Annotated in this window: 22 protein-coding genes; 5 read left to right on the top strand and 17 right to left on the bottom strand. The window is 48.3% G+C overall.

What is annotated here, in order from left to right; all coding sequences use genetic code 11:
• Positions 1 to 101 precede the first annotated feature (101 nt).
• Positions 102 to 803: a hypothetical protein gene (locus L0156_17520; protein MCI0604790.1), complete on the bottom strand. Its 702-nt coding sequence runs from the start codon at positions 801 to 803 to the stop codon at positions 102 to 104.
• A gap of 59 nt (positions 804 to 862) precedes the next feature.
• Here L0156_17520 and pabB point away from each other — a divergent pair, with 59 nt between their 5' ends.
• Positions 863 to 2,602: an aminodeoxychorismate synthase component I gene (gene pabB, locus L0156_17515; protein ID MCI0604789.1), complete on the top strand. Its 1,740-nt coding sequence runs from the start codon at positions 863 to 865 to the stop codon at positions 2,600 to 2,602.
• Between the two features lie 52 nt (positions 2,603 to 2,654).
• Here the strand turns inward: pabB and L0156_17510 are convergent, their stop codons facing one another.
• The 10 genes from L0156_17510 to rnc all read right to left on the bottom strand — a co-directional run bounded on the left by L0156_17510 (position 2,655) and on the right by rnc (position 14,954).
• Positions 2,655 to 3,767: a hypothetical protein gene (locus tag L0156_17510; GenBank protein MCI0604788.1), complete on the bottom strand. Its 1,113-nt coding sequence runs from the start codon at positions 3,765 to 3,767 to the stop codon at positions 2,655 to 2,657.
• A complete protein-coding gene (locus L0156_17505; protein MCI0604787.1) occupies positions 3,768 to 4,670 on the bottom strand; it encodes a hypothetical protein in 903 nt (300 codons plus the stop codon).
• Entirely contained in the window at positions 4,667 to 6,025 is a 1,359-nt protein-coding gene (locus L0156_17500) for a sigma-54 dependent transcriptional regulator (GenBank protein ID MCI0604786.1), read from the bottom strand. Before L0156_17500 ends, L0156_17505 begins: the two co-directional genes overlap by 4 nt.
• A complete protein-coding gene (locus L0156_17495) occupies positions 6,022 to 7,455 on the bottom strand; it encodes a HAMP domain-containing histidine kinase (GenBank protein ID MCI0604785.1) in 1,434 nt (477 codons plus the stop codon). Before L0156_17495 ends, L0156_17500 begins: the two co-directional genes overlap by 4 nt.
• A 119-nt stretch (positions 7,456 to 7,574) precedes the next feature.
• Positions 7,575 to 9,380, bottom strand: a complete 1,806-nt coding sequence (locus tag L0156_17490; protein MCI0604784.1) for a molybdopterin molybdotransferase MoeA — start codon at positions 9,378 to 9,380, stop codon at positions 7,575 to 7,577.
• Between the two features lie 198 nt (positions 9,381 to 9,578).
• Positions 9,579 to 10,919 (bottom strand): molybdopterin molybdotransferase MoeA, encoded by a 1,341-nt coding sequence (locus L0156_17485; GenBank protein ID MCI0604783.1) that lies wholly within the window; start codon positions 10,917 to 10,919, stop codon positions 9,579 to 9,581.
• Positions 10,894 to 11,760, bottom strand: coding sequence for a M48 family metallopeptidase (locus tag L0156_17480; GenBank protein MCI0604782.1), 867 nt, complete (start codon positions 11,758 to 11,760; stop codon positions 10,894 to 10,896). Before L0156_17480 ends, L0156_17485 begins: the two co-directional genes overlap by 26 nt.
• A 27-nt stretch (positions 11,761 to 11,787) precedes the next feature.
• A complete protein-coding gene (mpl, locus tag L0156_17475; GenBank protein ID MCI0604781.1) occupies positions 11,788 to 13,215 on the bottom strand; it encodes a UDP-N-acetylmuramate:L-alanyl-gamma-D-glutamyl-meso-diaminopimelate ligase in 1,428 nt (475 codons plus the stop codon).
• Entirely contained in the window at positions 13,212 to 14,123 is a 912-nt protein-coding gene (locus L0156_17470; protein MCI0604780.1) for an LD-carboxypeptidase, read from the bottom strand. Before L0156_17470 ends, mpl begins: the two co-directional genes overlap by 4 nt.
• Before the next feature lie 96 nt (positions 14,124 to 14,219).
• A complete protein-coding gene (gene rnc / locus L0156_17465) occupies positions 14,220 to 14,954 on the bottom strand; it encodes a ribonuclease III (GenBank protein ID MCI0604779.1) in 735 nt (244 codons plus the stop codon).
• Between the two features lie 82 nt (positions 14,955 to 15,036).
• Here rnc and ispG point away from each other — a divergent pair, with 82 nt between their 5' ends.
• Complete coding sequence (ispG, locus tag L0156_17460) at positions 15,037 to 16,185, top strand: (E)-4-hydroxy-3-methylbut-2-enyl-diphosphate synthase (protein ID MCI0604778.1); 1,149 nt, start codon at positions 15,037 to 15,039, stop codon at positions 16,183 to 16,185.
• Here the strand turns inward: ispG and L0156_17455 are convergent.
• The 3 genes from L0156_17455 to eno are packed head-to-tail and all read right to left on the bottom strand — an operon-like array spanning position 16,182 to position 18,604.
• On the bottom strand, positions 16,182 to 16,577 hold the full coding sequence (locus tag L0156_17455; GenBank protein ID MCI0604777.1) for an EVE domain-containing protein: 396 nt from the start codon (positions 16,575 to 16,577) through the stop codon (positions 16,182 to 16,184). The genes ispG and L0156_17455 overlap by 4 nt on opposite strands.
• Positions 16,578 to 16,579: 2 nt before the next feature.
• Positions 16,580 to 17,326 carry a 2,3-diphosphoglycerate-dependent phosphoglycerate mutase gene (gene gpmA / locus L0156_17450; protein ID MCI0604776.1) on the bottom strand — a complete coding sequence of 249 codons (747 nt, stop codon included), beginning with the start codon at positions 17,324 to 17,326 and terminating at the stop codon, positions 16,580 to 16,582.
• 3 nt (positions 17,327 to 17,329) lie between these two features.
• Positions 17,330 to 18,604 (bottom strand): phosphopyruvate hydratase, encoded by a 1,275-nt coding sequence (eno, locus tag L0156_17445; GenBank protein ID MCI0604775.1) that lies wholly within the window; start codon positions 18,602 to 18,604, stop codon positions 17,330 to 17,332.
• Between the two features lie 152 nt (positions 18,605 to 18,756).
• On the opposite strand from eno, the gene lon reads away from it, so the two are divergent.
• The gene (lon, locus tag L0156_17440; protein MCI0604774.1) at positions 18,757 to 21,180 is read left to right on the top strand and encodes an endopeptidase La; all 2,424 of its coding nucleotides are present in this window, start codon (positions 18,757 to 18,759) and stop codon (positions 21,178 to 21,180) included.
• A gap of 104 nt (positions 21,181 to 21,284) precedes the next feature.
• Positions 21,285 to 22,079 carry a prepilin peptidase gene (locus L0156_17435; GenBank protein ID MCI0604773.1) on the top strand — a complete coding sequence of 265 codons (795 nt, stop codon included), beginning with the start codon at positions 21,285 to 21,287 and terminating at the stop codon, positions 22,077 to 22,079.
• 85 nt (positions 22,080 to 22,164) lie between these two features.
• On the opposite strand, the gene ftsX is transcribed toward L0156_17435, so the two are convergent.
• The 3 genes from ftsX to gatB are packed head-to-tail and all read right to left on the bottom strand — an operon-like array spanning position 22,165 to position 25,169.
• On the bottom strand, positions 22,165 to 23,067 hold the full coding sequence (ftsX, locus tag L0156_17430) for a permease-like cell division protein FtsX (protein MCI0604772.1): 903 nt from the start codon (positions 23,065 to 23,067) through the stop codon (positions 22,165 to 22,167).
• A complete protein-coding gene (ftsE, locus tag L0156_17425) occupies positions 23,064 to 23,729 on the bottom strand; it encodes a cell division ATP-binding protein FtsE (protein MCI0604771.1) in 666 nt (221 codons plus the stop codon). Before ftsE ends, ftsX begins: the two co-directional genes overlap by 4 nt.
• Complete coding sequence (gene gatB, locus L0156_17420; GenBank protein ID MCI0604770.1) at positions 23,730 to 25,169, bottom strand: Asp-tRNA(Asn)/Glu-tRNA(Gln) amidotransferase subunit GatB; 1,440 nt, start codon at positions 25,167 to 25,169, stop codon at positions 23,730 to 23,732.
• Between the two features lie 678 nt (positions 25,170 to 25,847).
• Between gatB and L0156_17415 the strand changes: the two genes are divergently transcribed.
• Positions 25,848 to 25,988: 2-amino-4-hydroxy-6-hydroxymethyldihydropteridine diphosphokinase (locus tag L0156_17415; protein MCI0604769.1), on the top strand; the 141-nt coding region annotated here is incomplete at its 3' end.

Below are 25,988 nucleotides of genomic sequence, written 5' to 3'. Positions count from 1 at the left end.
ACGAATCAAAACTTTGTGAAAGCGTCAGTTTTCTGAAAGCAAAGTGGCGCGGACATCTCGTCTGCGAAGCTTTTGCGGGCGGGTCGCCCGCACCACACTAGCTAGTCTTCTCTGGCGATATAACCCGGGAGGACGTTCTCCTGTCTGGCTCTTTCAACGGCATTTGCATATTCCTGTCGTACAGATTCCAGTGCAGCTTTGGCATCTTCCGCTGCCTGGCAAGCTCGTTCTTTTGCTTCGACTAGATTCACTTCTTTTCCTTCAGGTGACACAGCAATATGGGTCTGGATCGCTGCTCCCTGGAACTCACTGCACTTCGCTGAAAGCCGTTGATAGTCTTCTTCAGCAGCTTTGATTTGTGCGAGCAGACTCTGAGTAAGCTCCTGCCATTCTTCGCCGCTAAGCCCTTTCTTGTCCTTAACTACCGTTTTTCCTTCTTCAAATTGCACGCCTGCGCCGGACTCAAGAGGATATTCATCACGCAGACGATTGATATCGGCTGCATTGTAAACGCGTGCTTTTTTCTTGGGCTTCTCAGCACTCTTTTCTGCGACTTCCGGTTTCTTCGGCTCCTCTACAACGGGCTGCATGGGCTTGTTCGCTTCGGAGGTTTTTTGAAGATCCACCATCGTCTTTTTGAAGTTCAGTGTAATGCCATCTTTATCCTTGATAAAAATGTTTTCTTCGTTTTCGCTGACAAGCGTTCCTTGAATGACCTTTCCACTTTTCAATATGAGGTCATACGCGAATCCCCAATTCGCGACCAACAGCAAGATAACAAAACTGAACGCAATTCTTTTCATCTGAGTTTCTCCGATAGCTGAATTATAACACCGTACGTTATAAGCTATGAGAAATTGCCATGACGGTCCTATTGCTTGAGACCCTGCTTCCTGGAAATGAGGAGACTAAAAATATCTGGATCTCGAATCCTGAAAGAATTCTTCAAACTTCTGAGTTCTCGCAAGTGGAGGAAGTACTTCGAGAAGTGGAGAAGGCAGTTTCTTCGGGATATCTTGCTGCAGGATTTATTTCGTACGAGACCGGCTATCATTTTCTTCCAAACATGCCTGCTGTCTCATACGGATTTCCTCTTATCTGGTTTGCCTTGAGCAACAATTTCGATGACCAGGCGCCTGCCGATTTTGAATTTGATGGTGTAGCTGAGCTTACGGATCTAAATCTCGATACCACACCGGACGAATACAGTCGCGCGATCTCGTCCATTCGCGATCACATTGAGAAAGGGAACACGTATCAGGTGAACTACACGATGCGATATCGGGGAAAGTGCAAAGGTTCTTCCCGGACGCTGTACCGGCAGTTATGCCTGAAACAACGCGTCCCATACGCGGCCTACATTGAAACGGATGAATGGTCGATCATCTCGCTTTCGCCTGAATTGTTTTTTCGGAGGAAAGGAAACCGTCTGCTGATGAGACCCATGAAGGGAACGTCCCGGCGCGGACGGACCCTCAGAGAGGACCAGGAGTTATCCCGGGAGCTTTTAAACAGCGAAAAAGAACGGGCTGAGAATCTGATGATTGTAGATCTGCTGCGCAATGATCTGGGAAAGGTTTGCGAAGCAGGATCGGTCATCGTGACTCGACCACTTGTGGTGGAGCGTTATGACACGGTTTTGCAGATGACATCCCGGATTGAAGGTGTTGCACGGAAGGGCCTGCCTTTTGCGGAGTTGATCAAAGCTGTTTTTCCTTCCGGTTCGGTAACCGGCGCGCCGAAATTACGAACGATGCAAATCATTCAGGAATTGGAGAAGAGTCCACGCTCTGTTTACACCGGATGCATCGGGTTTCTCTCTCCGGATGAAGCGGTTTTCAGTGTGGCAATTCGAACAGCAATTGTGCAAGAAGGCAAACTGGAAATGGGAGTGGGGAGCGGAGTCCTCTATGAAGCGGATGCGGCTCGCGAATACGAGGAATGCAGGCTGAAAGCGCGCTTTCTGACGGACCCGCCGGTGGAATTTGAGCTTATAGAAACAATTTTGTGGCTTCCCGAAAGCGGATACCAGCGGCTGCCGCTTCATCTGGATCGTCTGATGGAGTCAGCAGAATATTTCCTCATCCGGCTGGACCGCGGGAACGTAATGAGATTTCTGCAGCAGAACATTCCTTGGTCCTCTACGCCTTTGCGGGCACGGCTCACGGTCGATCGCAGAGGGGCGATGCTATTATCTACTACAGAATTAGAAGAGCTGCATCAATTCGATATTAGGTGGGCTGGTCAAGCTGTAAACAGTGAGGACCCGTTCCTGTTTCATAAAACAACTCACCGCCCGCTTTACCGCCTGGAATTGAATCGGGCGAGGGACGAAGGTTATCTCGAAGTGATTTTCCGCAACGAACGGGATGAGATCACGGAAGGCGCTTTTTCCAATCTGTGGATTTTAAAGGATGGTGTCTATTTCACACCGCCCCTTTCTTCCGGGTTGCTGAATGGAACCTACCGTCGTTATTTGCTGGAGCAGAAGGATTTTCCTTCGCAAGAGCGAGTGCTACATCAACGGGACGTGGAGCAAGCCGACGCGGTGTTTATTAGCAATGCGATTCGTGGTTTGCTGCGCGTACATCTTAAGGTGTAGCGCGGGCGTCTCGCCTGCGGCATACGCAGGCCGGAGGCCCGCGCTACTTTGTTCAAAATCTCAGATTCAGTGCCGCAAAAAGAATGAACTTCGAGGCGTCCAGTTCCCGAAAAGAGGAATTGTGATTCAGCCGTTGTGCGCCGACTTCCAGCTCCGTTAACTCGCTGATCGTTTTAACGAGACTGATCCCCATCGTGTCGTAATCGGAGTCTTCCAGAAGAACAGGCGAGAGCAGTTGCACGGACTGTTCAAAATCCTGTCTTTGCGCGATTCCGTACGCCTGGAGGTGGAAGTCTTCTCCCAAACCGGTTCCCACGAGAAGGCTGAAGCGATGGTTTTTGTAGCTAAACCCCGGATTATTGGAGTCATTCGTTTGGTAGGAGTAACCTCCCGAAACATAGATAGGATGCAGCAACTCGACCACGAGACCTGCCTCTTCAAAATCATCCTGTTGTTTTAGTTCTCCTTCCGCAGCATCTGAAGACACGAAAAAAACAGGCCGGTTGTAATTTATTTTCTTGATTCTGTAATCCAGATTTATTTTCAGACGCTGCAAGCGTCTGGAGATTCGCACGGAGCCACCTTTGCTTGTGGAGTTTGAATCTTCAAAATGATTGAAATTCACGTCCGATGCTAGCGCAGAAACAACCACCTCCCAGTTTGGATAAGGAAAGATTCCAAAATAAACCCCCGTCTGCACATCGCGAAAGCCCAATCCTCCGAAGATGTCTACAAACTGATTGGATGATTCCGAAACCCACTTGTGCCGGAGAAAGAAATTTGTGCCGGCGTAACATTTGCCGAAAGGAATTGTGAAAGAAGTATTCAAACGATTGGACCACAGGAGTTTTGCCAGCTCGCCCGATTCAAAAGATGTCTGCAGATTGGTTTTCAATCCCGTTTGATAATCAAAATGGAGAATGGCGGATTTTCCAACTTTGCTTTTTCCTTTCAGCAGGTAGTTTGCTTTCAGGCCCGGAGTTATGACTTCGTTCCGGAACGAATCGATGAAACTCTCGTATTCTAACGAGAATTTCAACTTTTGTTTTTCGAGCTGAAAATCACTCGCTAAGGTTAACCGCCAAGACGCCAGGAACGCCAACAGGAAAAAGAGGATTTTCTTGATTTTTCTTGGCGTACGTGGCGCCTTGGCGGTTAAAAACATTCAAGGAATTTCCAGCTGCTGAGCTCTTGTTTTCAATTCCTGGAGCTTTTGGGTCAAGTCCTTTTGCTGGGTTAGAAGTTCTTTCTTTTTCTGCTGATACTGCAGCTCAAATTGTTCTTGCTGCTCCTTGCCGTAGAGCTCACCTGTGCCAAAGATATCGGCACCCGTTGAAGATTTTTCAACACCGGGCGCCACAACTGGAGCAAAAGTGGAGTCCGCTCTGCGGACTGCAACGTTATCGGTAAAGAGCGTGGACTCCTGTATGAATTCTTCTGCGCGTTCTTTTGTTTTTCGCTCTTTCTGGAAATCCTGAAATTGCTGGTCCAATCTGGCGAGATGAATGTTGATTTCGCGCGAGATTTCCTGCAGCAACTGAATTTTTTGTTCGATCTCTTGCGGCCCATCATACGGTTCTGTCCGAATTGAACGCCATTCCTGTGAAACAGTGACTCTCATATTGTCGGCGCAGAGCCGGACATTTTGTTTTTGCAGGTCTTGCAATTTCTTGCCGAATTCGCCCTTCTGTTTCGGATTCTTTTCGTTTTGAGCTTTTGCCAGAAGGTCATCCACAGTCTGAGCGTAGGAAACGCGCCAATCTTTGCATAGACTTGCATGCTGTTCGCGCAGTTTGTTCAGCTGACTATTCAACTCATTCAACCGCTCTGCGGAAGCGTAGGCCGCTCTTAACGCGTCTTGCGATTGTTGAGCGCGAGACAAAAGAGTTGCATTATTTTTTTTCTCTTGCTGCAGGTCTTTTGTGACATTCGTAATTTGCTGATTTAAAGAAAAGATTCTTTGAGCGAGCATTTCTGTCGACTCGGCAAGCACAAGAACGGGCGTCAACAGCAGCACAGCTAAAATGAGATTGCAAACTTGGCGCCTTGGCGTCTTGGCGGTTTTCATATCAGTCCGTACTTCTCCAGTTTGTAATATAGTGTCGAAGTTTTGATGCCGAGCGCTCGCGCCGCGCGTGTTTTGATTCCCTTTGCTTCTTGCATGGCTTCCACAAGCAAGAGCTTTTCCAATTCAGCCAGACGGTCGTCGAGGTTGCCACGCAAGGGAAGCAATTGTTTCCGCTGTTCCAGCGTAGGACTGGTTTCTTGAATGAAAGGCAGCTCGTTGAGTGTAATCCGATCGCTGTCGCAAAGAACCACTGCGCGTTCCAGTACGTTTTCCAGTTCCCGGATGTTGCCGGGCCAGGGATAATCAAGCAGCGCTTGTAATGCTTCTTTGTCCAGACTGATTTTCTTCTTGTTGTTCTCCCGGGCAAGACGATTCAAGAAGAAATGAACAAGCTCCGGAATGTCTTCTTTTCGCTTGCGCAGCGGTGGTAAAAGAACCGGAATTACATTCAGCCGGTAGTAAAGATCTTCGCGAAATACTCCTTTTTGAACCATCGAAACCAGATCGTGATTTGTCGCAGTGAGAACGCGAACATTAACGCGGAAAGTCTGTTCACCACCGACACGCTCCACTTCGCCTTCTTGCAGAACGCGGAGAAGTTTCACCTGAACGCTGGGAGCCAGATCTCCGATCTCATCCAGGAAAATTGTCCCGCCGTCTGCGAGCTCAAACCTTCCTTTTCGCTGACGGATCGAGCCGGTAAATGCGCCCTTCTCATGCCCGAAGAGCTCGCTTTCCAAAATTCCTTCTGCAAGCGCGGCGCAATTCACTTTGATAAAAGCACCCTGGTTTCTTCGCGAATGAAAATGTATAAACCGGGCGATCAACTCCTTTCCGGTGCCGCTTTCTCCTTGAATCAGCACGGTGGATTCACTGCGCGCCACCTTGGATACCAGCGAATAAATTTTTTTCATTTCTTCGCTGTCGCCGATAATTTCATAGTCAGAAAAATCCTTTCGAATCTCCTCCAGCAAATATTCCTTTTGTTCTCTGGTTTGATGCAGCTGAAGCAGTTGATGCACCTTGATCAGCAATTCATCGGGAGAAAATGGTTTTGTCAGGAAATCACTGGCGCCTTTCTTAACGGCTTCCACCGCCAGATCAATGCTGCCGAATGCGGTAATGACAATCGATTCCAGCAGAGGCAATCTTTCTTTGCAGAATCCGACCAGTTCAATTCCGTTTTTGCCGGGTAGCCTGTAGTCTGTGATCAATAAGTCCGGTTCAAAAGAATCACTGGCCAGAGCTTCTTCCGCGCTGGCGCATGTCGCTACCGCGTAACCCTCTTTCGTTAAGATCACTCCGATCGCTTCGCGAATCGTGCGATCGTCTTCAACAATCAAGATTTGACTCATATTTGTCCAACCGCCGTTCGCTCCTTCTGAGGAAGCCGAACCGCAAAAGTGATTTTTGTGGTTTCGTTTTCAATGAGCTTCAATTCGCCTCCGTGAGCTTCAATAATGCCTTTGGCCAGGGGCAAACCGAGCCCCATCCCTTTTTCCTTCGTAGTGAAGAACGGCTCAAAAATGCGCCTGCAGGTCTCGGCCGCAAGCGCGTCCCGTTGGGTGTTGCTGATTTCCAGGAGGACGCCTGCTGCATTCTTATGAAGTTTCGTTTGTATTTGACCGTTGGAAGCGGGAAGCGCCTGAAAAGCATTTTTGTAGAGATTTAATAAAGCCTGTTTGAGCTTGGAGCGGTCCGCATGAATTGTTTCTATTCCAGGCTGAACTTCCAGGATCCATTGGGCGCTTTTGTGCTGGATTTCATCGCTGAACAATGTTTCGATTTCTGAAAGCAGATGGGGCACGGAAATGTCTTCATTCTCTAGGCTGCGAGGTCGCGCAAAATCCAGAAATTCGTTGAGCAATTTTTTTAGATTCTGAACTTCCGATTGGATGCGTTCCATGTACGCGCGTTGTTCCGGCTCGAGTTTCTCTTTCGCGAGAATGCCGGCAAACAACTCAATGCCGCCAAGCGGGTTTCTGATTTCATGGGCAATTCCGCTTAACATCATTTTCATTTGAATATCGCGATGAAGAATGTTTTGCCGCATGTTTTCGATCGAGGTAGCAAGATGTGAAAGTTCATCAGACCCGCCTAAAGCCAGCGGTTGTTCATAATGCGCTTTGCTGATTTCTTCCACCCCTTTGACCATTCTTGAAATGGGCGTCGTGATGCTGCGAGAAAAGAGATGCGCGCTAAAGATGCAACAGAGAAGAGCTATGCCTGTAAAAAGAAAAATGGAATTTCGAAATGTCTGAAGATAGGTCAAATAGTGAGGACTGATGTCGGCGATCAAAACTGCGACAACACGGTTTTGTGAATAGATAGGAGCGAGCGCACTCTTGTAGTAACGATCCTGAACCCGGATCAGGACAGAAGCGGAGGTTCTTCCGGTCATCGTTTCGTTCAGTTGTTTGCCCAGAATATCCAACCTGGGAATCGGTTGTCCGATTCTTAGATTCCGCTCCGTTGAAAGAATATTCATTCGTTCAACTGATGCGATGTAAATAGCATCCAGATCGGTTTGCTGCTTGAGTCTTTGCAAACGTTCGAGGAAGGATCGATACAAAGCGCTGTTTTCCATTCCTGGCTTTAGCGGAAGCAGCAAACTTCCATCCCATTGAGATGCGAGCACGGCGGCGGTAGCTTCTAAACTGTCCTCCAGTTGATTTTCCAGCGACCGGGATGCGATCCAATAGAAGATGACTCCCAGAAACGTGAGCCAGAGGACAACGTTCAAAACAAATAACGCGAGAATCTTCGTGCGGATGTGCGCAAACATGTGTGTTTCTGATTTTAGCAATTATTATGCCAATTTTACCGCAGAGGACGCAGAGAACGCAGAGTTAAAACAAAAGATCCTATTCTCTCTCAGCGTTCTCAGCGATCTCTGCGGTGAAATTATTCCAGCAATCCCCGCTGGGCGACATCGCAGCCTTTCTGCGTTTCGATCCACATCCAAAATTCTTCTGAAAGCAAAAGTTCTATCAGTTTTCTGACGGGAAGCATTTCGATGTAACTTTCGGGGATGACAAAATCAAGGTGTTCCTGCACGGAAAAGAGAGGAGGATGCTCCTCTGTCAAAAATCTGATATCGGCAAAAACGGCGTCCCACCGGGAAAGCTGAAACGCTTCCTGAAGATATTTGTCATTCGCGGCATGATTGATGATCTGGAAATGATCGCGACTGATTCCTCGTTTATCCAGTGAAGAATTCCAAAGTGGAAGTTCGGATTCAGGCACGGCAATTTTCAGTCCTTTCGTAAGCTCCTGGTGTCCGGGTTCGCGGAAAGTCAAACCAACGGTTCGGGTGAAGGCACGATATCGATGCATTGGTTCCTGCAGTTGTTTTGAAAAGGAATCAAATGAATCGTTTCCTTCTGCGGGAGTGTTTAAAGTCGCAATATGAACGTTTCGTTCGACGATCGATTGCAACGCTTCGTAAGCGGGCGAAGGCCAGAAAAGCAAACGATGGGAAGGCACACTTCTTTGAAGCATTGCAAAAAGATGTAAGAAGCCCGGATCGGAAACTCCCCGCGCGGTGATTGTATTCTGTGGCCTGTCCTGAATTACATCAATTCGGACACCGTCCCGTTTCTTGATTGGTGTTTGTGGTGGAATGTGCATCAGCCCGTCCATTTGTGAGAGTGACGAGATGGAACTGGACCCACCTGCGGTGCGTCGAACATAGGTTTGTCCTTCTATGTCGAAACAATTCACTCTATAGAAATAGTCGTGGTTCTTTGCGGGGATTTCCTCGGAGGAAATAAAAACAGAACGGGGCAGAGAAGAATGAACGTGAGACAGTTCGCAAACCAGCGGTCGCAAATATAGATAAGAGCAGACGTGGGCCGCAGCCGGATATCCTGGAAGTCCTAGAATTGGGATCCCGGAAATTTCTCCGAGAATCACCGGTTTTCCAGGAGTCATCTTCACTCCTCGAAAATGGATTTTTCCCATGATGCGAATGACGTCGGCCGTTACGTCTTTTGTTCCTTTGGAAGTTCCGGCAGAAATGACTACGATATCGCTTTCATGAACGGAAAGCTTGAGCGTTTGCGCAAGATCGTCAGCTTCATCCGGTACCAGATCCATCAAATGGAATTCGCCACCCCATGTCTGCACAAAACCTGCAATCATTGCGGAATTTGATTCCAAAATTTTTCCCGGTTGATCCGTATCGTAGGAATGGACAAGTTCTGAGCCGGTGGGAATAAAACTAACAACAGGTTTTTTGTAAACCTCTACAGGATCGCAACCGGCAGCCAGCAGCAGCGAAATGTCCTGGGGCTGCAATTGTTGATTCGGTAAAAGGAGCAAGGTTCCCTTGTCGAAATCTTCACCGGGCCGCCTCACGTTCTGATAGATGTTCGGTTTTTTATCCAGCACCGGCACATTTTCTTCCCATTGAACGTCCTCGATCCTGATCACCGAATTAAACTGTTCCGGGACCACATCCCCTGTGTTGATGAACTGCCACTGCTCCTGGCGCAATCGTACGAGCGCATCGGGGATCGTGGAACTGTTAACGGCGATTCCATCCATTGCGGCTACGGCGATTGCGGGATTGGCCCGTTTCGCGAATACCGAGCCGGCCAGCACGCGAAAGACCGCTTGTCTCGCAGGAATTGTTTCCGTGGTGCCTCGTATCTTTTCGATCACCTTCTGCAGGATCTGAAGACTCTCCGAATAACTGATCGGTTCCATGGTTTGACCTATTATAGCGCGGGCTCTTATTGCGGTGCGGTCGACTGTCCAAAAAGTCAGTTGGAGCGCGGACTTCCAGTCCGCAAAAACATTGTAGCTCAACGAGTTCGTTGCGGGCAGGGATGCCCGCGCCCCACTAACTCGCGGCAATTCTTGACTTTTTGGACAGTCTCGCCGGCGACTCGCCCGCAAAATATCCTAGGGGAATAGAATTGCTATAATCTGCGAACCTTCGGCTACTGTATCTCCTCCTGGCGCAACAACCGTGAATGCATCGGCTCTTGAAAGAGTAGAGAGAGACGCTGATTTTCCGAGAACAGGCTTTGCAAACCACTTCTCATGCTGTTGGCGCAAGCGGAGCCGAACATAATCTGTTTTTGAGGAAAGAGGCTTGATGCTTTCCTCCAGGTAGGCTGGAACGGTTTTGAACTTGCTTTCAAAGAAGCTTTGAAATTCGATATCCTCTCCTGAAAGATGGCACAGGAATGGCAGTACAAACTGATAAAACACGACAAGAGAAGAGACTGGCTGACCGGGTAGTCCAAACACCCATTGCCGGCCGATGGATGCAAAGATAGTTGGATTGCCGGGGCGGATCGCCAGACCATGAAAGACAACATTCGAATCAGGAAACAAACGAATCACTTCTAGTGTGTAATCGCGTTCTCCAACTGAGCTTCCCCCTGATACCAGCACCACATCCGCCCGGCTTAGGGCTTCAGTCATTGCTTCTTTTTGCGGTTCCAATTCATCGCGAACGATTCCAAGCGTGTGAACCTGGAAACCGTACTGCCGGCACGCCGCTGTCAGAGAGAGCGCATTCGTTTCGCGGATCTGTCCTTGTTCAGGCTTGCTGTGAAATTCAACCAATTCGTTGCCTGTGCTGATGATTGCTACCCCAGGTCTCCTTATCACCGATATCTCGGTGATTCCAAACGTAGCAAGCGCGCCCAGATCCTGCGTCCGCAAACGGTGAGACGCCGGGAATAACACTTCGTCGCGCCGGAAATCTTCCGCCCGAAGTTGCACGTTTTCGTTTGGTGAGACAGCCTTGTTGATCAACACAGTCTCATCATTTCGAGATGTATTTTCCTGCATGACAACTGCATCGGCTCCTTCGGGAAGGAAACCACCTGTAGGGATAAACATGGTTTCACCGGAGTTTACCTTTTGCTCAGAAATCGCTCCCATCAAGATTTCCCCCACAATTCTTAACTTCACAGGTGCGGCGCTTACGTCTTTAGAACGCACTGCAAAACCATCCATGAAGGAGCGGTTCGCAGCGGGTACATCCTCAGGAACATGCAAGTCGTTCTCGAGATACAGGCCGAGACTGTCCGTTAATGGTCGGATTTCAGGCGAAAGTCTTGGGTACGAAGATAACCGGTTCCAGGCTTCCTGAGGACTCAAACTATCCGGAATATTTTTCATGAATTTGTATCGCCGGCCTCCGGCCGGCAAAACATTTTGTGGTATGTAAGTCCGGCCGGCTGGAAGCCGGCGGTACAAAACTTCATACTGCTTTATTCTGGTATTCACCGCTGAGGATCCGGTGATACTGATTGGATTGTGACCAGTTATGAAGCTCTTTGATTCTGATGATCGGAAACGGATGGGAACGAAATGCGGTATGGTACATCTTCATCACTCGCACGAATAGCTGATCATCCATATCCTTCAGCTCATCCGCTTGTTTCAGGATTTCCTGAATGTTTACCTGAGTCTTCAAAGACTTGGAAAACCCGGAGAGCTTCGCCATCGTTGTTTTGGCGACTTCCGCATTTTGAACGACAAGCAATCCGCCGCGGTCACAGCTGAATTCTGCTTTTCTCTCCCAGGAGCGGAGCGCCATTTCAATGGGAAAGAAAGTAATCGCCGCCACTTTGAAAAACAGGCCAAAGAGCTCGGTGCCGACATAACTGAGTAGATACAGCAGTGTCTTGTACATCATGTGATTGCATTTGATGTGCGTGAGCTCATGCGCAATCACAAACAGCAGCTCTTCTTCAGTGAGCAGGTCTAAAACACCCGACAACAATGTCACGGAATACTTTTCCATGCCGAATGTAAATGCATTCGGGATGTATGCGGTGGCGATGTAAATCTCCGGCATCTCTTTGATATCGAGAACGTCGCATGCTTCTCGAAACAGATTGTGCACCTGCGGAAATTGCTTTGAGCTGACCCGAATGTTTTGTGAAACGTTGAGCATTTGAAGCGTTTTTTCCACATAACTTCCGGATACCTTTCGAAGCAACAATTGCATTCCCGGCAAGTGATCCAGTTTTCGTAACGCTTCACGATCTGCGCTATGCTGAAAGGCTGATGGTGTAAGTCCTGTAAGTACTTTTCTTTGTGATGAAGCTTTTTTTCTGGGCATCTCTATAACTCCTTAGAAAACAAAATATTACTTGAAACTTGGCGTCTTGGCGTCTTGGCGGTTCAATTTCTCCAATATCTTTTCATGAACTCCGTCAAAAGATCCATTCGACATCAAAATCAGTTTGTCCCCTTCTTTTGCATGTGTGATCACAAACTCCACCAGTTGTTCATTGGACTCGAAATAATGCGCAGGAGTTCCATTACGATCAATGTCAGCGATCAAGGCTTGCGGGTCTAGCCGGACGGCTGGCGGTAATTTTTCCGGCTCGAACACGGGCGCAATCGCAGCAACATCCGCGGATCGGAACACTTTTCCGAAATCCTTCTGAAATACGTTTCGTCTACTGGACCAGGACCGGGGCTCAAAAATCCCCCAGATCCGCGATTTTGGGAACACCCTCCGAACTCCTTCCAGCGTCGATTCAATCGCCGTAGGATGATGAGCAAAATCGTCATACACTGAGATTCCGTTCACTTCGCCGCGCAGTTCCATCCGTCTCTTCACTCCTTGAAACGCATCAAAGGCGCTCTGGATCTGTTCCGCTGCGATTCCGAGCGTTTTTCCCAAAACGGCTACTGCGGCAGCATTCAAAACATTGTGGCGGCCAAAGGTACGGAGTCTGAAATTCTCCTCATTTAAGCGAAAGGCTGCTTCGCCTGAAATCCATCCTTCCAGCGCCACATGGTAGTCGCTTTCAGGATCGAATCCAAAACTCCAAATTTGGCTGTACCCCTTCTTTGCGAGGCGCATCGCTACTTCATTGTCCCGGTTCACAATGATCGTTCCGTTGGATGGAATCACTTTGATCAACTGCCAGAAGGCATTTTCAACAGAGGCCAGGTCCGAATAAATGTCGGCATGATCGAATTCTACAGGATTTAGAATCACCGTTTCTGGAAGATAGTTGACAAACTTCGGACGCCTGTCCATGAATCCTGTGTCGTACTCATCTCCTTCAATTACGAAATGATGCCCCGACCGGTTCCACTCATAACTGCGTCCAAAGTTAATCGGCATGCCACCGATCAAAAAGGATGGACTGAATCCTGCGCTCTGCAATAACCAGGCAGCCAGAGACGAGGTTGTGGTTTTTCCGTGCGTTCCGGCAACGACGATGGAATGGTTGTCGCGCAAAAAAAATTCCTTGATCGTTTCGGTCATCGAATAGAAGGGAATACGCAGATTCAATAACTCTTCCAGCTCCGGATTGCCGCGTGGAATCGCATTTCCCGGTATGACAAGATCCGGTTTGGCTGTGTGGAGATTCTCCGCGCGGTAACCGGAATAGAGTTGCACGCCAAGATCCTGAAGCTGCGTGCTCATCGGTGGATACACGTTCGCATCAGAGCCGCTTACTTCGTAACCTTTTTGTTTCAACAGTCCGGCCAGGGAAGCCATGGCCGTGCCGCAAATGCCGATTAAATAAATGCTTCTAATACGTTCGAAGGTCACAGAACTGCTCCCTCCAGGATGCTTAAACGGAAATGTGGTTCTGAAGAAACGCGCGCCGCAACTCCCAGCGGGAGAGTCCAGTTCATGGCGGAAACATGTCCGGAGGGAAAGTTATAGAATATGGGCTTTCCGAAATTAGCAAGAAGATCCAGAATCACTTCTTGCAGTGTGTAACCTTGATTCTCTGTTTGAACACAATCCTTCATCTCTCCAAAGATAAATGCTTTCACGCCATCGAACTTTCCAATGAGTTTCAAATGAGTGAGCATACGGTCGATCTGGTATGGCTTTGCGGCAAAATCCTCCAGGAACAATATCGTATTGTTCCAATCCGGTTCCCAGGGAGTTCCCACGGCAGCCTCTAACAAGGCCAGACAACCTCCCGACAAAATTCCTTCAGTCTTGCCGGGAATCAGTACCTCAATGGATTCCGGCGCAAGTTCATAAGGACCAGTTTGCTGGAGAGCTTTTTCGAATGAATCAGCGTGAACATGACCGCGCGCAAAATCGCCTGAAGCCATCGGGCCATGAAAAACGATCCAGTTGTGCATGCGTTGGAAATAGAGATGCAGACTGGTGATGTCCGAACACCCGAGAAGTATTTTAGGTGTGAGATCTTGAAACTCGCGTACGTCTGTAAGCAGACGGGAGGAGCCATAACCGCCACGCGCAAAGAAAATTGCATCGACCTGTGAATCTTTTAAGGCCTGCAAAAGTTCCGCGCGCCGCTCTTCATCGCTTCCCGCCAGGTATCGCAGTTTACGGTAAACATCGGAGCCGAAATGAACATCGAGACCCAGTCTGCGCAGCGCCTCCGTTCCCGGCTCAAAAAAATCGGGGCGCACCGGGCTCGCAGGAATCACGATTTGCACACGAGAGCCAGTCGAAAGACGTTTGGGTTTCAACATACTCAATTTTTCACCGCAGAGAACGCTGAGAACGCAGAGTTAAAAAAAACATCTTTGTCTTACCTCGGCGGTCTCCGCGTACTCTGCGGTAAAATTTTAACTGACGGGATTTTCCCGTTTTGCTAGAAGATAATCCAGTTCGCCGCTGACGAGCTGTTCGTAAGCTTTTCTCGCGGCATCCTGCTCCGCCTCTTTTTTTGTCGTGCCGGTTCCGCAGGCTACTGCAACATTTCTGATTCGAATGTCCACATGGAATACTTTCTGATGATGGGGGCCTTCTTCCAGGATGATTCCATAATCGGGCGGAATCTCACCAACACTCTGCAACCTTTCCTGCAGGATGGATTTGAAATCGTTGAAATGAAAATCCTCTTCCACCACATTTTGAATCGTTTGCTTGAAGTGATGATGCACGAATCGCTTTGCTTCTTCCAAGCCGCCATCCAGGTAGATCGCTGCGATCAAGGCCTCAAATGTATTCGCGAGTAAGGATCTCTTGCTTCTTCCGCCTGTCTTTTCCTCGCCCCTGCCGAGCAACAAATGACTTCCAAGGTCAATGTCTCGGGCCTTCTCGCTCAGAATCTCGGTGCTGATGATATAAGACTTCACCTTTGACATGTGTCCTTCCGTGTAATCCTGAGCGTAGGCATTGAACAAAAGCTCACTGATGATGAAACCCAGTATGGAATCACCGAGGAATTCCATGGTTTCGTTGTCATCGATATTCCGCTCGGCATTCTCGTGAGAGAAAGACCGGTGGGTCAAAGCTCTAAGAAGAATCTCCTTATTACGGAAGGAATAGGAGACCTTTTCCTGAAGATCCTCGAACATAAGGGCTGTCCATTTTATCATAGTTGGCGTTGAAGTCGTAATTCTTTGCGTATCCGCGCTGAATCGGATATCTTTACTCCTGATGAAGATCGAGAGAAACCGCACACAGACGGTGCGAATCGGCGATGTTTTGATCGGAAACGGCCATCCGATAGCTGTCCAGAGTATGTGCGCCACTCGTACACAGGATATAGACGCAACGGTCGAGCAAACGCACCAATTGCAGAATGCGGGGGCTGCCATCGTCCGGATTGCAATCGACAGCGATAAGGATGCTGAAGCGCTAAAAGAAGTGCGGCGACAAACCACGGCAACTCTGTCTGTGGATTTGCAGGAAAACTACAGGCTCGCTGGCAAGATTGCTGGATATGTGGACAAAATTCGCTACAATCCCGGTCACCTTCATCATCATGAAAGAGAGAAAAGCATTCCTGAAAAAGTGAAGTGGATCGCGGATGTGGCAAGGGATCATGGAAATGCAATCAGGATCGGAGTTAATTGCGGATCGGTCGCGCCGGAATATCTCGCACGTTATCCAGGCGATCAAATGAAAGCGCTTGTGGAATCCTCCGCGTATCATTGCGCGCTTCTGGAGGATTTGCAATTTGACAAATATGTTGTGAGTTTAAAGGATTCCGATCCACAAAAAGTTGTGGAAGCGAACGAGCAGTTCAGCGAGCGAATGCCACATGTGCCGTTGCATCTGGGAGTCACGGAGGCAGGATTGCCGCCGGATGGCATCATCAAAACGCGTTTGGCATTTGAGAAATTGCTGGCTAAAGGAATCGGGGACACGATTCGTGTTTCCTTGACTCTACCGAATCCACGCAAGCATGAAGAAGTGCTTGTGGGAAAACAGATCATTGAGGACGTGTACGCAGGCCGATTCATTTCTGTGCCCGATTTCGGTCAGGGGATGAACATCATTTCCTGTCCGAGCTGTTCGCGCGTGGAAAATGAAAGGTTTGTGGAGCTTGCGGAAAAGGTCAAAGAGTTGACGGCTTACGCTAACGCTCACAAAGTCACGATCGCGGTGATGGGGTGTCGTGTGAATGGCCCCGGTGAAACCGACGATGCAGATCTGGGCTTATGGTGCGGTCCCACGCATGTTAATTTTAAACGCAAAGCCCACACCATTGGCGCCTTCACGTATGATGAAATCCTGCCAAGGTTGCGAGAGGAATTAGACACGCTCATTCAACGCCAAGACGCCAAGACGCCAAGAGTTTAGATTCCAAGCAGCTTCAACTGAGCGTCACTGACTGGCATCACTGAAAGGCGGGGCAATCGGACCAACGCAAAATCGGCAAATTCTTTTCGGGCTTTAACTTCAGCTAAAGTGATTGGCCGTTTCAAACGCTCTAGAACCTTGATTTCCACAACTACCAATCTTTCATTTTTCTGCTTTGGATCCGGATACGCTTCTTTTGTGATTTCCGCCAAACCAATAATCGCTTTCTCTTCACCTGTATGGTAAATCAGAACCGTATCCCCCTTTTTGCAGGAACGAAGATTCCTCAACGCAACGGGATTTGACACCCCATCCCAAACGGTGTGTTTGTCCTTTTCCAGGTGTTGATATCCATAAACATCGGGATCCGATTTAAACAACCAGTAAGCCATAATTACTTCGCCTTTCCTTGATTTGCTACAGCTTGCATCGCTTTCTGCACAGCTTCGGGATCACCCAGATAATAATTCCGAATCGGTCGTAAATCATCGTCCAGCTCATAGACCAGAGGCATTCCTGTTGGAATATTCAAATTCACTATGGCGACCTCCGGTACTTTGTCCAGATATTTCACCAGGGCTCTTAAGCTGTTTCCATGCGCGGCGATGATTATTTTTCTGGCGGACTTGATTTCCGGCGCGATCGTTTGATGCCAGTATGGAAGAAATCGTTCCACTGTATCTTTTAGACATTCGGTTAACGGTATTTCCTCTTCCTTCAGATTCTTATACTGGGGATCGTTTCCAGGAAAACGCTCATCGTTATGATCGAGTGGAGGCGGCGGAATGTCGTAGCTTCTGCGCCAGATGTGAACCTGTTCTTCACCGAATTTTGCCGCAGTTTCCGACTTGTTCAAGCCTTGCAGCGCTCCGTAATGCCGTTCGTTTAGACGCCACGAGTTTTTTACTGGAATCCACATCAGATCCATTTGATCCATCACGATCCACAGTGTACGAATCGCTCTCTTCAACACAGACGTGAACGCCATATCGAAGGTGTATCCTTCGCGCTTCAAGACTTCGCCGGCCTGTTTTGCTTCCTCTAATCCCTTCTCCGATAAATCCACATCAGTCCAGCCGGTAAATCTGTTCTCGCGGTTCCAAATGCTTTCTCCATGCCTTAGTAAAACCACTTTGTGCATGATTCACCTTTTTGGCAGTTTCGCAAATTGGGCTTCGGCGCCCAGTTTTTCTTCGATCCTGAGCAATTGATTGTATTTGGCCATGCGGTCGCTCCGGCTTGCGCTTCCCGTTTTGATTTGCCCGCAGTTGGTGCCAACAGCAAGATCAGCAATCGTGAAATCTTCTGTTTCGCCGGATCGATGGCTTGCGATGCAAGTATAATTTGCCGCGAAAGCCATTTTCATTGTCGCAAGCGTTTCTGTCAAAGTGCCGATCTGATTCACTTTGATCAATATCGAATTCGCGATGCCTCCTTCGATTCCACGGCGCAGCTTTTCCGTGTTGGTCACGAAAAGATCGTCACCGACAAGTTGAACTTCCTTCCCGAGTTTATCGGTCAACAATTTCCATCCTGTCCAATCATTTTCTCCCATTCCGTCTTCAATGGAAAAAATGGGATATCGTGAGATCCAATCCTCATACAAACCGATCATTTCTTCGCTGGAGCGCCTGGATTTATCGGATTTCTTCAGGACGTACCCGCCATCTTCGTAGAATTCGCTGGCTGCCACATCCAGGGCGAGACTGATTTGATCTGCTGGTTTATAACCGGCCGCTTCAATGGCACGCATCATGAGCTCAAGGGCCTCCTCATGCGATTTTAACTGCGGCGCGAAACCGCCTTCATCTCCCACTGCTGTGATGTTTCCGGCTTTCTTCAGGATTTTTTTCAGATGATGAAACACTTCGCAACCCATCCGGATCGCTTGTGAAAAGGAAGAGGTTCCGTGCGGCACAATCATGAATTCTTGAACATCCAGATTGTTGTCCGCGTGCGCGCCGCCATTGATCACGTTCATCAAAGGGATGGGGAGTACGTTGCCTTGTCCTGCGCTTAGATATTCATAGAGATTTTTGCCTTCGGAAACTGCAGCCGCTTTGGCGACAGCCAGGGAGACCGCAAGAATGGCGTTTGCTCCAAGGTTTGCTTTGTTGGGAGTCCCATCCAGCTCGATCATCTTTTGATCGATCTCGGCTTGCTGAGTGGCTTGCTGTCCTAACAGCGCCGGAGCAATTTTCTCACGAATGTTCGAAACAGCTTTTCGGACTCCTTTTCCCATGTGGCGGGCGGGGTCTCCATCCCGCAGTTCCAGCGCCTCGTACTGGCCAGTGGAAGCCCCTGAAGGCACGGCCGCGCGCGACCAGGAACCGTCGCTGAGGTGCGCTTCGGCTTCAACTGTTGGTGTGCCTCGTGAATCCAAAACCTCACGCGCTAAAATTTTCTGGATCGTCGCCATGGTTCTTCCTCCCTTACAGTTTTATCACATATCTGATAACAAGAGACTCAACTGTTTTTGACTTGAATTTTGTGGGAACTTATATTTTATTCTACTTAGCAGCCGGGTGGTATTCTTTTTACGGTTGTGTGCCTACGGGCCGGGAGATAAAAATGAAAGGTTCTAAAAGTAAAAAAGTAAGCGTTCCCGATATTATTTCGATTCTTCCACTGAGAGATGCGGTGCTTTATCCGGAGCTCATGATTCCGTTGGTGGTGGGACGGGACAGATCCGTGAAATTGATTGAGGATTCGATCAAGAACGACAACATCATCGGTCTGGTGACTCAAAAAGATCCGAAGATTGAGGAGCCGAAACAGGATGATCTGTACGGTGTAGGCACAACTGCTTTAATCACAAAAATGATCCGGATGCCGGACAGCACATTGCGCGTGATCGTGCAGGGTCTTTCCCGTTTTCGCGTGGAGTCGTTCCTGCAGACTGCGCCCTATTACGTGGCCAAAGTGGACATCATCGATGAGCCGGATGAAAAGAGTCTGGAAATTGACGCGCTCGTGATGAATGCGAAAAAGCTATTTAAGAAGCTCAGCGAAATGGCCAGCTATTTATCCTCAGATCTTGCGTCGGTGATTGTGAACATGGAAGCGCCCGGCAAGATGGCCGATCTTGTCGCCTCCAGCTTGAAAATTTCTACCGAAGAAAAACAGGATGTTCTGGAATGCGTGAATTTGAAGGATCGCCTGGAAAAAGTAAACATGTTGCTCAATAAAGAGATCAACATCCTGGAGATTGGCAATAAGATTCAAACGCAGGTGAAAGGCGAGATCGATAAGACCCAGCGGGAATACTATTTGCGAGAACAATTGAAAGCGATTCAGAAAGAACTGGGAGAAGGTGATGAACGCGGAATGGAAGTAGAAGAGTTCCGCGAGAAAATTGAAAAGGCAAAAATGCCTGCAGATGTGAAGAAGGTTGCTGAGAAAGAATTGAAGCGTCTTTCCAAAATGCATCCTGCTTCTGCCGAATACTCCGTCTGCCGCACGTATCTGGAAGTGCTGGTTGAGCTTCCCTGGATGATCGGCACGGAAGACAATCTTGATGTGAAAGAAGCAGAACGGGTATTGCATGAAGATCATTACGATCTGGAAAAAGTGAAGAAAAGAATTCTGGAATACCTTGCCGTTCGACAGCTGAAAGCGGACATGAAAGGTCCCATCCTTTGCTTTGTGGGACCTCCGGGCGTGGGAAAAACATCGCTGGGACGTTCGATTGCCCGCGCTCTTGGACGCAAATTCATCCGAATTTCATTGGGTGGTGTGCGCGATGAAGCTGAAATCCGCGGACATCGCAGGACTTATGTAGGCGCGCTGCCGGGACGAATCATTCAAAGCATCAAGAAAGTTGGATCTCACAATCCGATTTTCATGCTGGATGAGGTCGATAAAATCGGAACTGATTTTCGTGGAGATCCATCCTCAGCTTTACTGGAAGTCCTGGATCCTGAACAGAACTTCGCGTTTTCCGATCATTATCTGGAAGTCCCCTTCGATCTTTCGAAGGTGATGTTCATTGCAACTGCGAACTTGCTCGATCCGATACCGCCTGCGTTGCAGGATCGTATGGAAGTCATCGAGATCCCCGGTTACATCGATGAAGACAAGTACAGGATTGCCACCAATTTCTTGATTCCGAAACAGAAAGATGCTCACGGACTCAAGGAAGATCAGCTTTCTTTCGCTGAAGAATCGGTCAAAGAGGTGATCCACAATTACACGCGTGAAGCTGGTGTGCGAAATCTTGAAAGGGAACTTGCGACCATTTGCCGCGGAGTTGCGAAAGAAGTTGTGGAAGGCTCAACGCAGCAAAAAGCCATCACGGCTGATGATGTCAGCAAATATCTCGGCCCGATCAAGTTCTTTTCGGAAGTGGCGGAGCGTACAGCAGTGCCCGGTGTTGCTACCGGTCTTGCATGGACTGCCACAGGAGGCGACATCCTGTTTGTGGAAGCCAGCAAGATGAAAGGGAAACGAACACTATCGTTGACCGGACATCTGGGGGATGTCATGAAAGAATCTGCCCAGGCTGCTTTGAGTTACTTGCGTTCCAAGGCGAAAGACTTGAAGATCCCTGAAGACTTCTTTGAAGATTACGACATCCACGTACATGTTCCTGCGGGAGCTCAGCCGAAAGATGGCCCTTCGGCAGGAATTACTCTTTTTGTCGCTTTGTTATCGATGCTTACCGATAGACCGGTAAAGAACGATGTCGCGATGACCGGAGAAATTACATTACGCGGAGCCGTTTTGCCGGTTGGCGGTATCAAAGAAAAGGTTCTTGCGGCAAAGCGTGCCGGTCTGACGAAGGTAATTCTGCCGGATCGCAACCGCAAAGATCTGGACGATGTGCCGGCGAACGTGAAAGATGATATGGAATACTTCTTCATCAAACGCGTAGACGAAGTAATTGATCTTGCCGTAAATCCACGCAGCGAAAGTGTAATGCTTGGCGAAGAAGAATCGACCATTCTGGAAGCAAAGGAGTTCTCAGAAGATCGTCCGACCAACCCGGTGAATTAACCGATGTAGCGCGGGCGTCCCGCCCGCGATCGTACGCTTGATCCTTGTCATGATCGAGATACAATCGATCACGATCAAGATTACGATCACGAGTACGATATTGAATGGATAGAGCGCTTTACTTCGACGATCCTTTTTTCGGTCCGCTGATTCAGATTTATATTTTCATCATTGGCTCCATTGTCGGGTCGTTTTTGAATGTTTGCATTCACCGGATTCCTATCGATCAATCGGTTGTAACTCCACGGTCCCGTTGTCCGAAGTGTGGAACTCTGATTCCCTGGTATCACAATGTCCCGATACTCAGTTATGTCTGGTTACGCGGAAAATGTTTCCAATGCGGTAATCCGATCTCGCCGGTTTACCCGTTCGTTGAATTTCTAACGGCTCTCCTTTTTTTGCTTCTCTACCGCTATTTTGGAATTTCCGTTCCGTTCTTGATTTATGCGTATTTCGGTTGCAGCATCATCATTCTGATTTTTGTCGATTATTACCACCGGCTTTTGCCGGCAGTCGTGACGTATCCCGCGATATTGATTGGAATTCTGACTTCTTTTCTGAATCCTTACATAGGACCAGGAGACTCCCTGCTGGGTGTTTTGATTGGAGCAGGCATTTTGCTTCTGGTTTATTTCTTCTACAAATTCGTTCGCAAGAAAGATGGACTCGGTGAAGGGGACATTGTGATGCTGGCGATGGTGGGAGCTTTTTTGGGCTGGCAGAATGTTCTGCTGGTGTTGTTTCTTTCCTCCCTGGCGGGGAGCGTTGTGGGATTCATTTTCATTTTCTTTCTGAAAAAAGGAACGGATTTCCTTTATCCCTACGGAACGTTCATCGGAGCTGCGGCTTTACCCGCTATCTTCTGGGGCGAATACTTTTGGAATCTCTACATCCTTTAGGATTCAACCGCCAAGGCGCCAAGACGCCAAGATAATTAAGTTCCTTTCTAATATTCTTTGCGACTTGGCGTCTTGGCGGTTAATTTCAAATCCTCATGAGGCGTTCGACCGAAAAGAAACTTCCGAAGAAACCGACGACCATGCCACCAGCGATGACTGCAATCACCATCTGAGTGGACAAGAAATGCAAAAGATCGGTCGTAAAGAAAGGCGCATTCAATGAGCTGACTTTTGTAATAATCCCAAAATACAGTAAGTAAAGCGATACCACTGCGGCGATTCCTCCCAGCAAACCCTGCAGAATTCCCTCCGCGAGGAATGGTCCTTTAATAAAAGAATTTGTAGCTCCCACAAGTCTCATAATCTCAATCTCATCTTTGCGCGAAAGGACCATAAGCTTGATGACATTGCTGATCGAGAAGGTGGCCGTGAACATCAGAATTCCACCGAAGAAAAGACCAACAATCCTGACAAACCGGATAATGAATTGAATTCTATCGATCCATTCCTGATCGTATTCCACATCCTCCACCAGCTTCTCATTTCTAAGCAGCGCGACCAGCTCCTGAACTGAGCCTTTGTTTTGGAACTCTTTGCGTATGGTGATCTCGTATGAGGAAGGAAATGGATTCGTGTCCAGATCCGTCGTGAGCTGTTTCATGCCTGGATAGTACTTCTGAAAACGACGCAACGCCTCTTCTTCCGTTATGAATTGATAGTTGGCAACGACACGGGAGGCTTTGATGATGGATTCCAGATGTCCCGCCGCGTTTCGGTTTGTCCCTTTGCTAAGGAAAACGTTGATGCGGACATTTTCCGTCCATCTGCCGATCATGTCGCTCAGATTTTCCGCAGTAAGTACGAATAGGCCGAACGTGAACAGCGAGAAAACGATGATCGCCATCGAAATGAAGTTGTTAAGCCGGTTTGACCACAGATTGCTGAAAGCTTCGGTCAGGAAGTATCGGAGCACGTATAACAATCTCATACAGATACGTCATCCACCATACGGCCGTGGTCCAGCAGAAGAATTCTTCCTTTGATTCGTTGAATCATTTCTTTATCGTGCGTGGCTACTAATACGGTAGTGCCACGGGCATTGATTCGCTTGAAGATTTGCATGATCTCCAAAGCGAGATCCGGATCCAGGTTGCCTGTAGGCTCATCGGCCAGAAGCAGGACCGGCTCATTGATCAAAGCGCGGGCGATGGCAACCCTTTGTTGTTCCCCTCCGGAAAGCTGTAATGGGTAAGAATGCATTTTGTGCTGGAGGCCAACCATTTTCAGGATCTCGTAGGCCCTGCGCCTCTGGATTTTCACAGAAATCCCGATGACGTGAAGCACGAAGGTCACATTTTCATAAACCGTTTTTCTTTTGAGCAGTTTAAAATCTTGAAAAACAAAACCTATGTTCCTGCGCAAAATGGGGATTTGATGGTCTGGTATGGTCGCAAAATTTCGACCGTTCACAATGATCTGACCGCTGGTAGGGGTCTCTTCGCGAATGAGCAGCCGCAGCAAGGTTGTTTTCCCGGCGCCACTTGGGCCTGTGACAAATGCAAATTGTCCTTTCGGGAGATGGAGCGTGATGTCATTCAGCGCAGTGTATTCCCGGTCATAACGCTTCGTGACATGAAACATCTTTACCATTTAACCGGTCCTGTCCTTTAATAACTTATTCACCACCGCGGGATTTGCCTTACCGGAGCTCGCTTTCATAACGAGTCCCACCAGGACTCCTTGCAGTTTCGTTTCACCATTTCTAAATCGGGCTACCAGATCCGGATTTCCGGCAAAAACCTGATCGATAAATCGATTCACACTGTCCAGATCCGATACCTGGCTTAATCCTTTTTCGGATACGATGACCTCAGGCATTTTTGCAGTTGACCACATTTCGTGAAAGACTTCTTTCGCTTGCGTGCTGCTGATTTTGTTCTCTTGCGTCAGATGGATGAGTCCCGCCACGTGAGCAGGAGTCACGGGTGACTGTCGAATGGAACCGGAAGTTTCTTTCAACTTTTCCAGTAGATCGCGCAAGATCCAGTTTACAGTTTGTTTCGGTTCTCGACTTAAATGCGCTGTTTGTTCAAAAAACTCTGCGAGCGCTTCATCTTCAGTAAGAACTCCTGCTTCCATTTTTGAAAGCCCGTATTCCATTTGAAATCTATGACGTTTTGCTTCCGGTAGTTCCGGAAGTGACTGACGCACGCGCTCTAGAATCTCAGCTTCAATCTTCAGAGGCAGTAGATCGGGATCCGGAAAATAGCGATAGTCCTGAGCTTCTTCTTTGGATCGCATGGAATCCGTCCTGTCAAGATCCGCATTGTAAAGTCGCGTTTCCTGAATAATTTCACCACCTGACTGCAGAATTCCTCGTTGCCGTTCAAATTCGTGATCAAGTGCCCTTGAGACATTCTTAAATGAGTTGAGGTTCTTGATTTCTACTCTCGTTCCAAGCTCACTGGCGCCATTCTGCCGGATAGAAATATTTGCATCGCAACGCAGGTTTCCCTCTTCCATGTTTGCTTCTGAAACGCCGCAAGTCTGCAGAATTGCTTTCAACTCCTTCAGGTAAAGGTAGGCTTCTTCGGAGCTGCGAATGTCCGGCTCGCTGACGATTTCAATCAGCGGGACTCCCGCGCGGTTGAGGTCCACGAAGCTTGCTTCCGATTGTTGCTCCACCCCTTCATGAAGAAGCTTTCCTGCGTCCTCCTCCATATGAATCCGCCTGATTCGAATCTCCCGCGGTGATTCATGGATCATGATTTTCAAACTTCCATCTACGGCGAGAGGCTGATCGTATTGTGAGATTTGATAACCTTTCGGAAGGTCGGGATAAAAGTAATTTTTTCTTGCGAAAACGGAAACAGGAGGAATTCGACAGCCTACGGCAAGGGACGCGCGCAGGGCGAGTTCAACGACTTTTTTGTTGAGAACCGGCAGAGCACCCGGCAAACCCAGGCAAACGGGACAGGTATTTTGGTTAGGAGGAGCTCCAAAACGCGTACTGCAACCACAAAAAATTTTGGTCTCCGTGTCGAGCTGGGCGTGCACCTCCAGTCCGATAACGGACTCATACGTAACCACTTTTTCATAATAGCATTGTTAACAAAGTAGCGCGGACGTCACGTCCGAGCTGGAGTTTCTAGATTTTTTCGGTATTTGCGAGCTCCAATCCTAGTAATAAGACAAACGCTGTGCGGTGCGCCCTCTCCCTCCCATGGTCATCAATCACTGTAGGTTTGCCGCGGCTGTTCATGGGAGGGAGAGGGAGAAAGGGTGAGGGTAGGCGTGTAGGTTCTGAATTATTTCAAGTTTTTCTATTTCAAACAGGAGTCAGCTGAAGTACCATCTCGATAGTGTACTTTGTTTCTTCATTTGTGAAACGTTGAACCCTGAAATCAAATCCTTCACGATATTGTTTTCTTCTTTGGATCTGATTGTGATTTTCCATAAAAATGATGAACAGCGGCATTAATTTCGAAAAATCATTTAGCAAGAATTGTCACTCCTACCCTCACCTACCCTCACCCTCCCGCTGGAAGTTTATGCATCCGGGCAAGTCCACTGCAGCGAGAGGGAGAGGGCAGTTTGTCTATTGCATCAACCATTTCAACCATATCAATTCCTCCAGCGGTTCGAACCATTTCATTTGCGCTTTGCAAAAAATCCGTAGTCTCAGATGCAATCATGCGACCGACGAGCCTCACTCCTAGAATGTAGAAACTCCAGCGCGGGCGTCCCGCCTGCGATTAAAATCACTAAATGGCAATCTATCTCGGCCTGGGAAGTAACCTCGGTGATCGGTCTGAAAATCTACGACAGGCGCTCGAAAATTTTTCTGTTCTGCAGCGGTCCCCTTTTTATGAAACGGAGCCTGTTGATTTTTTGGAACAGCCCTGGTTT

This window comes from bacterium (genome assembly GCA_022616075.1).
Lineage (GTDB): Bacteria > Acidobacteriota > HRBIN11 > JAKEFK01 > JAKEFK01 > JAKEFK01.
This window is presented reverse-complemented; position numbering and strand designations above follow the sequence as displayed.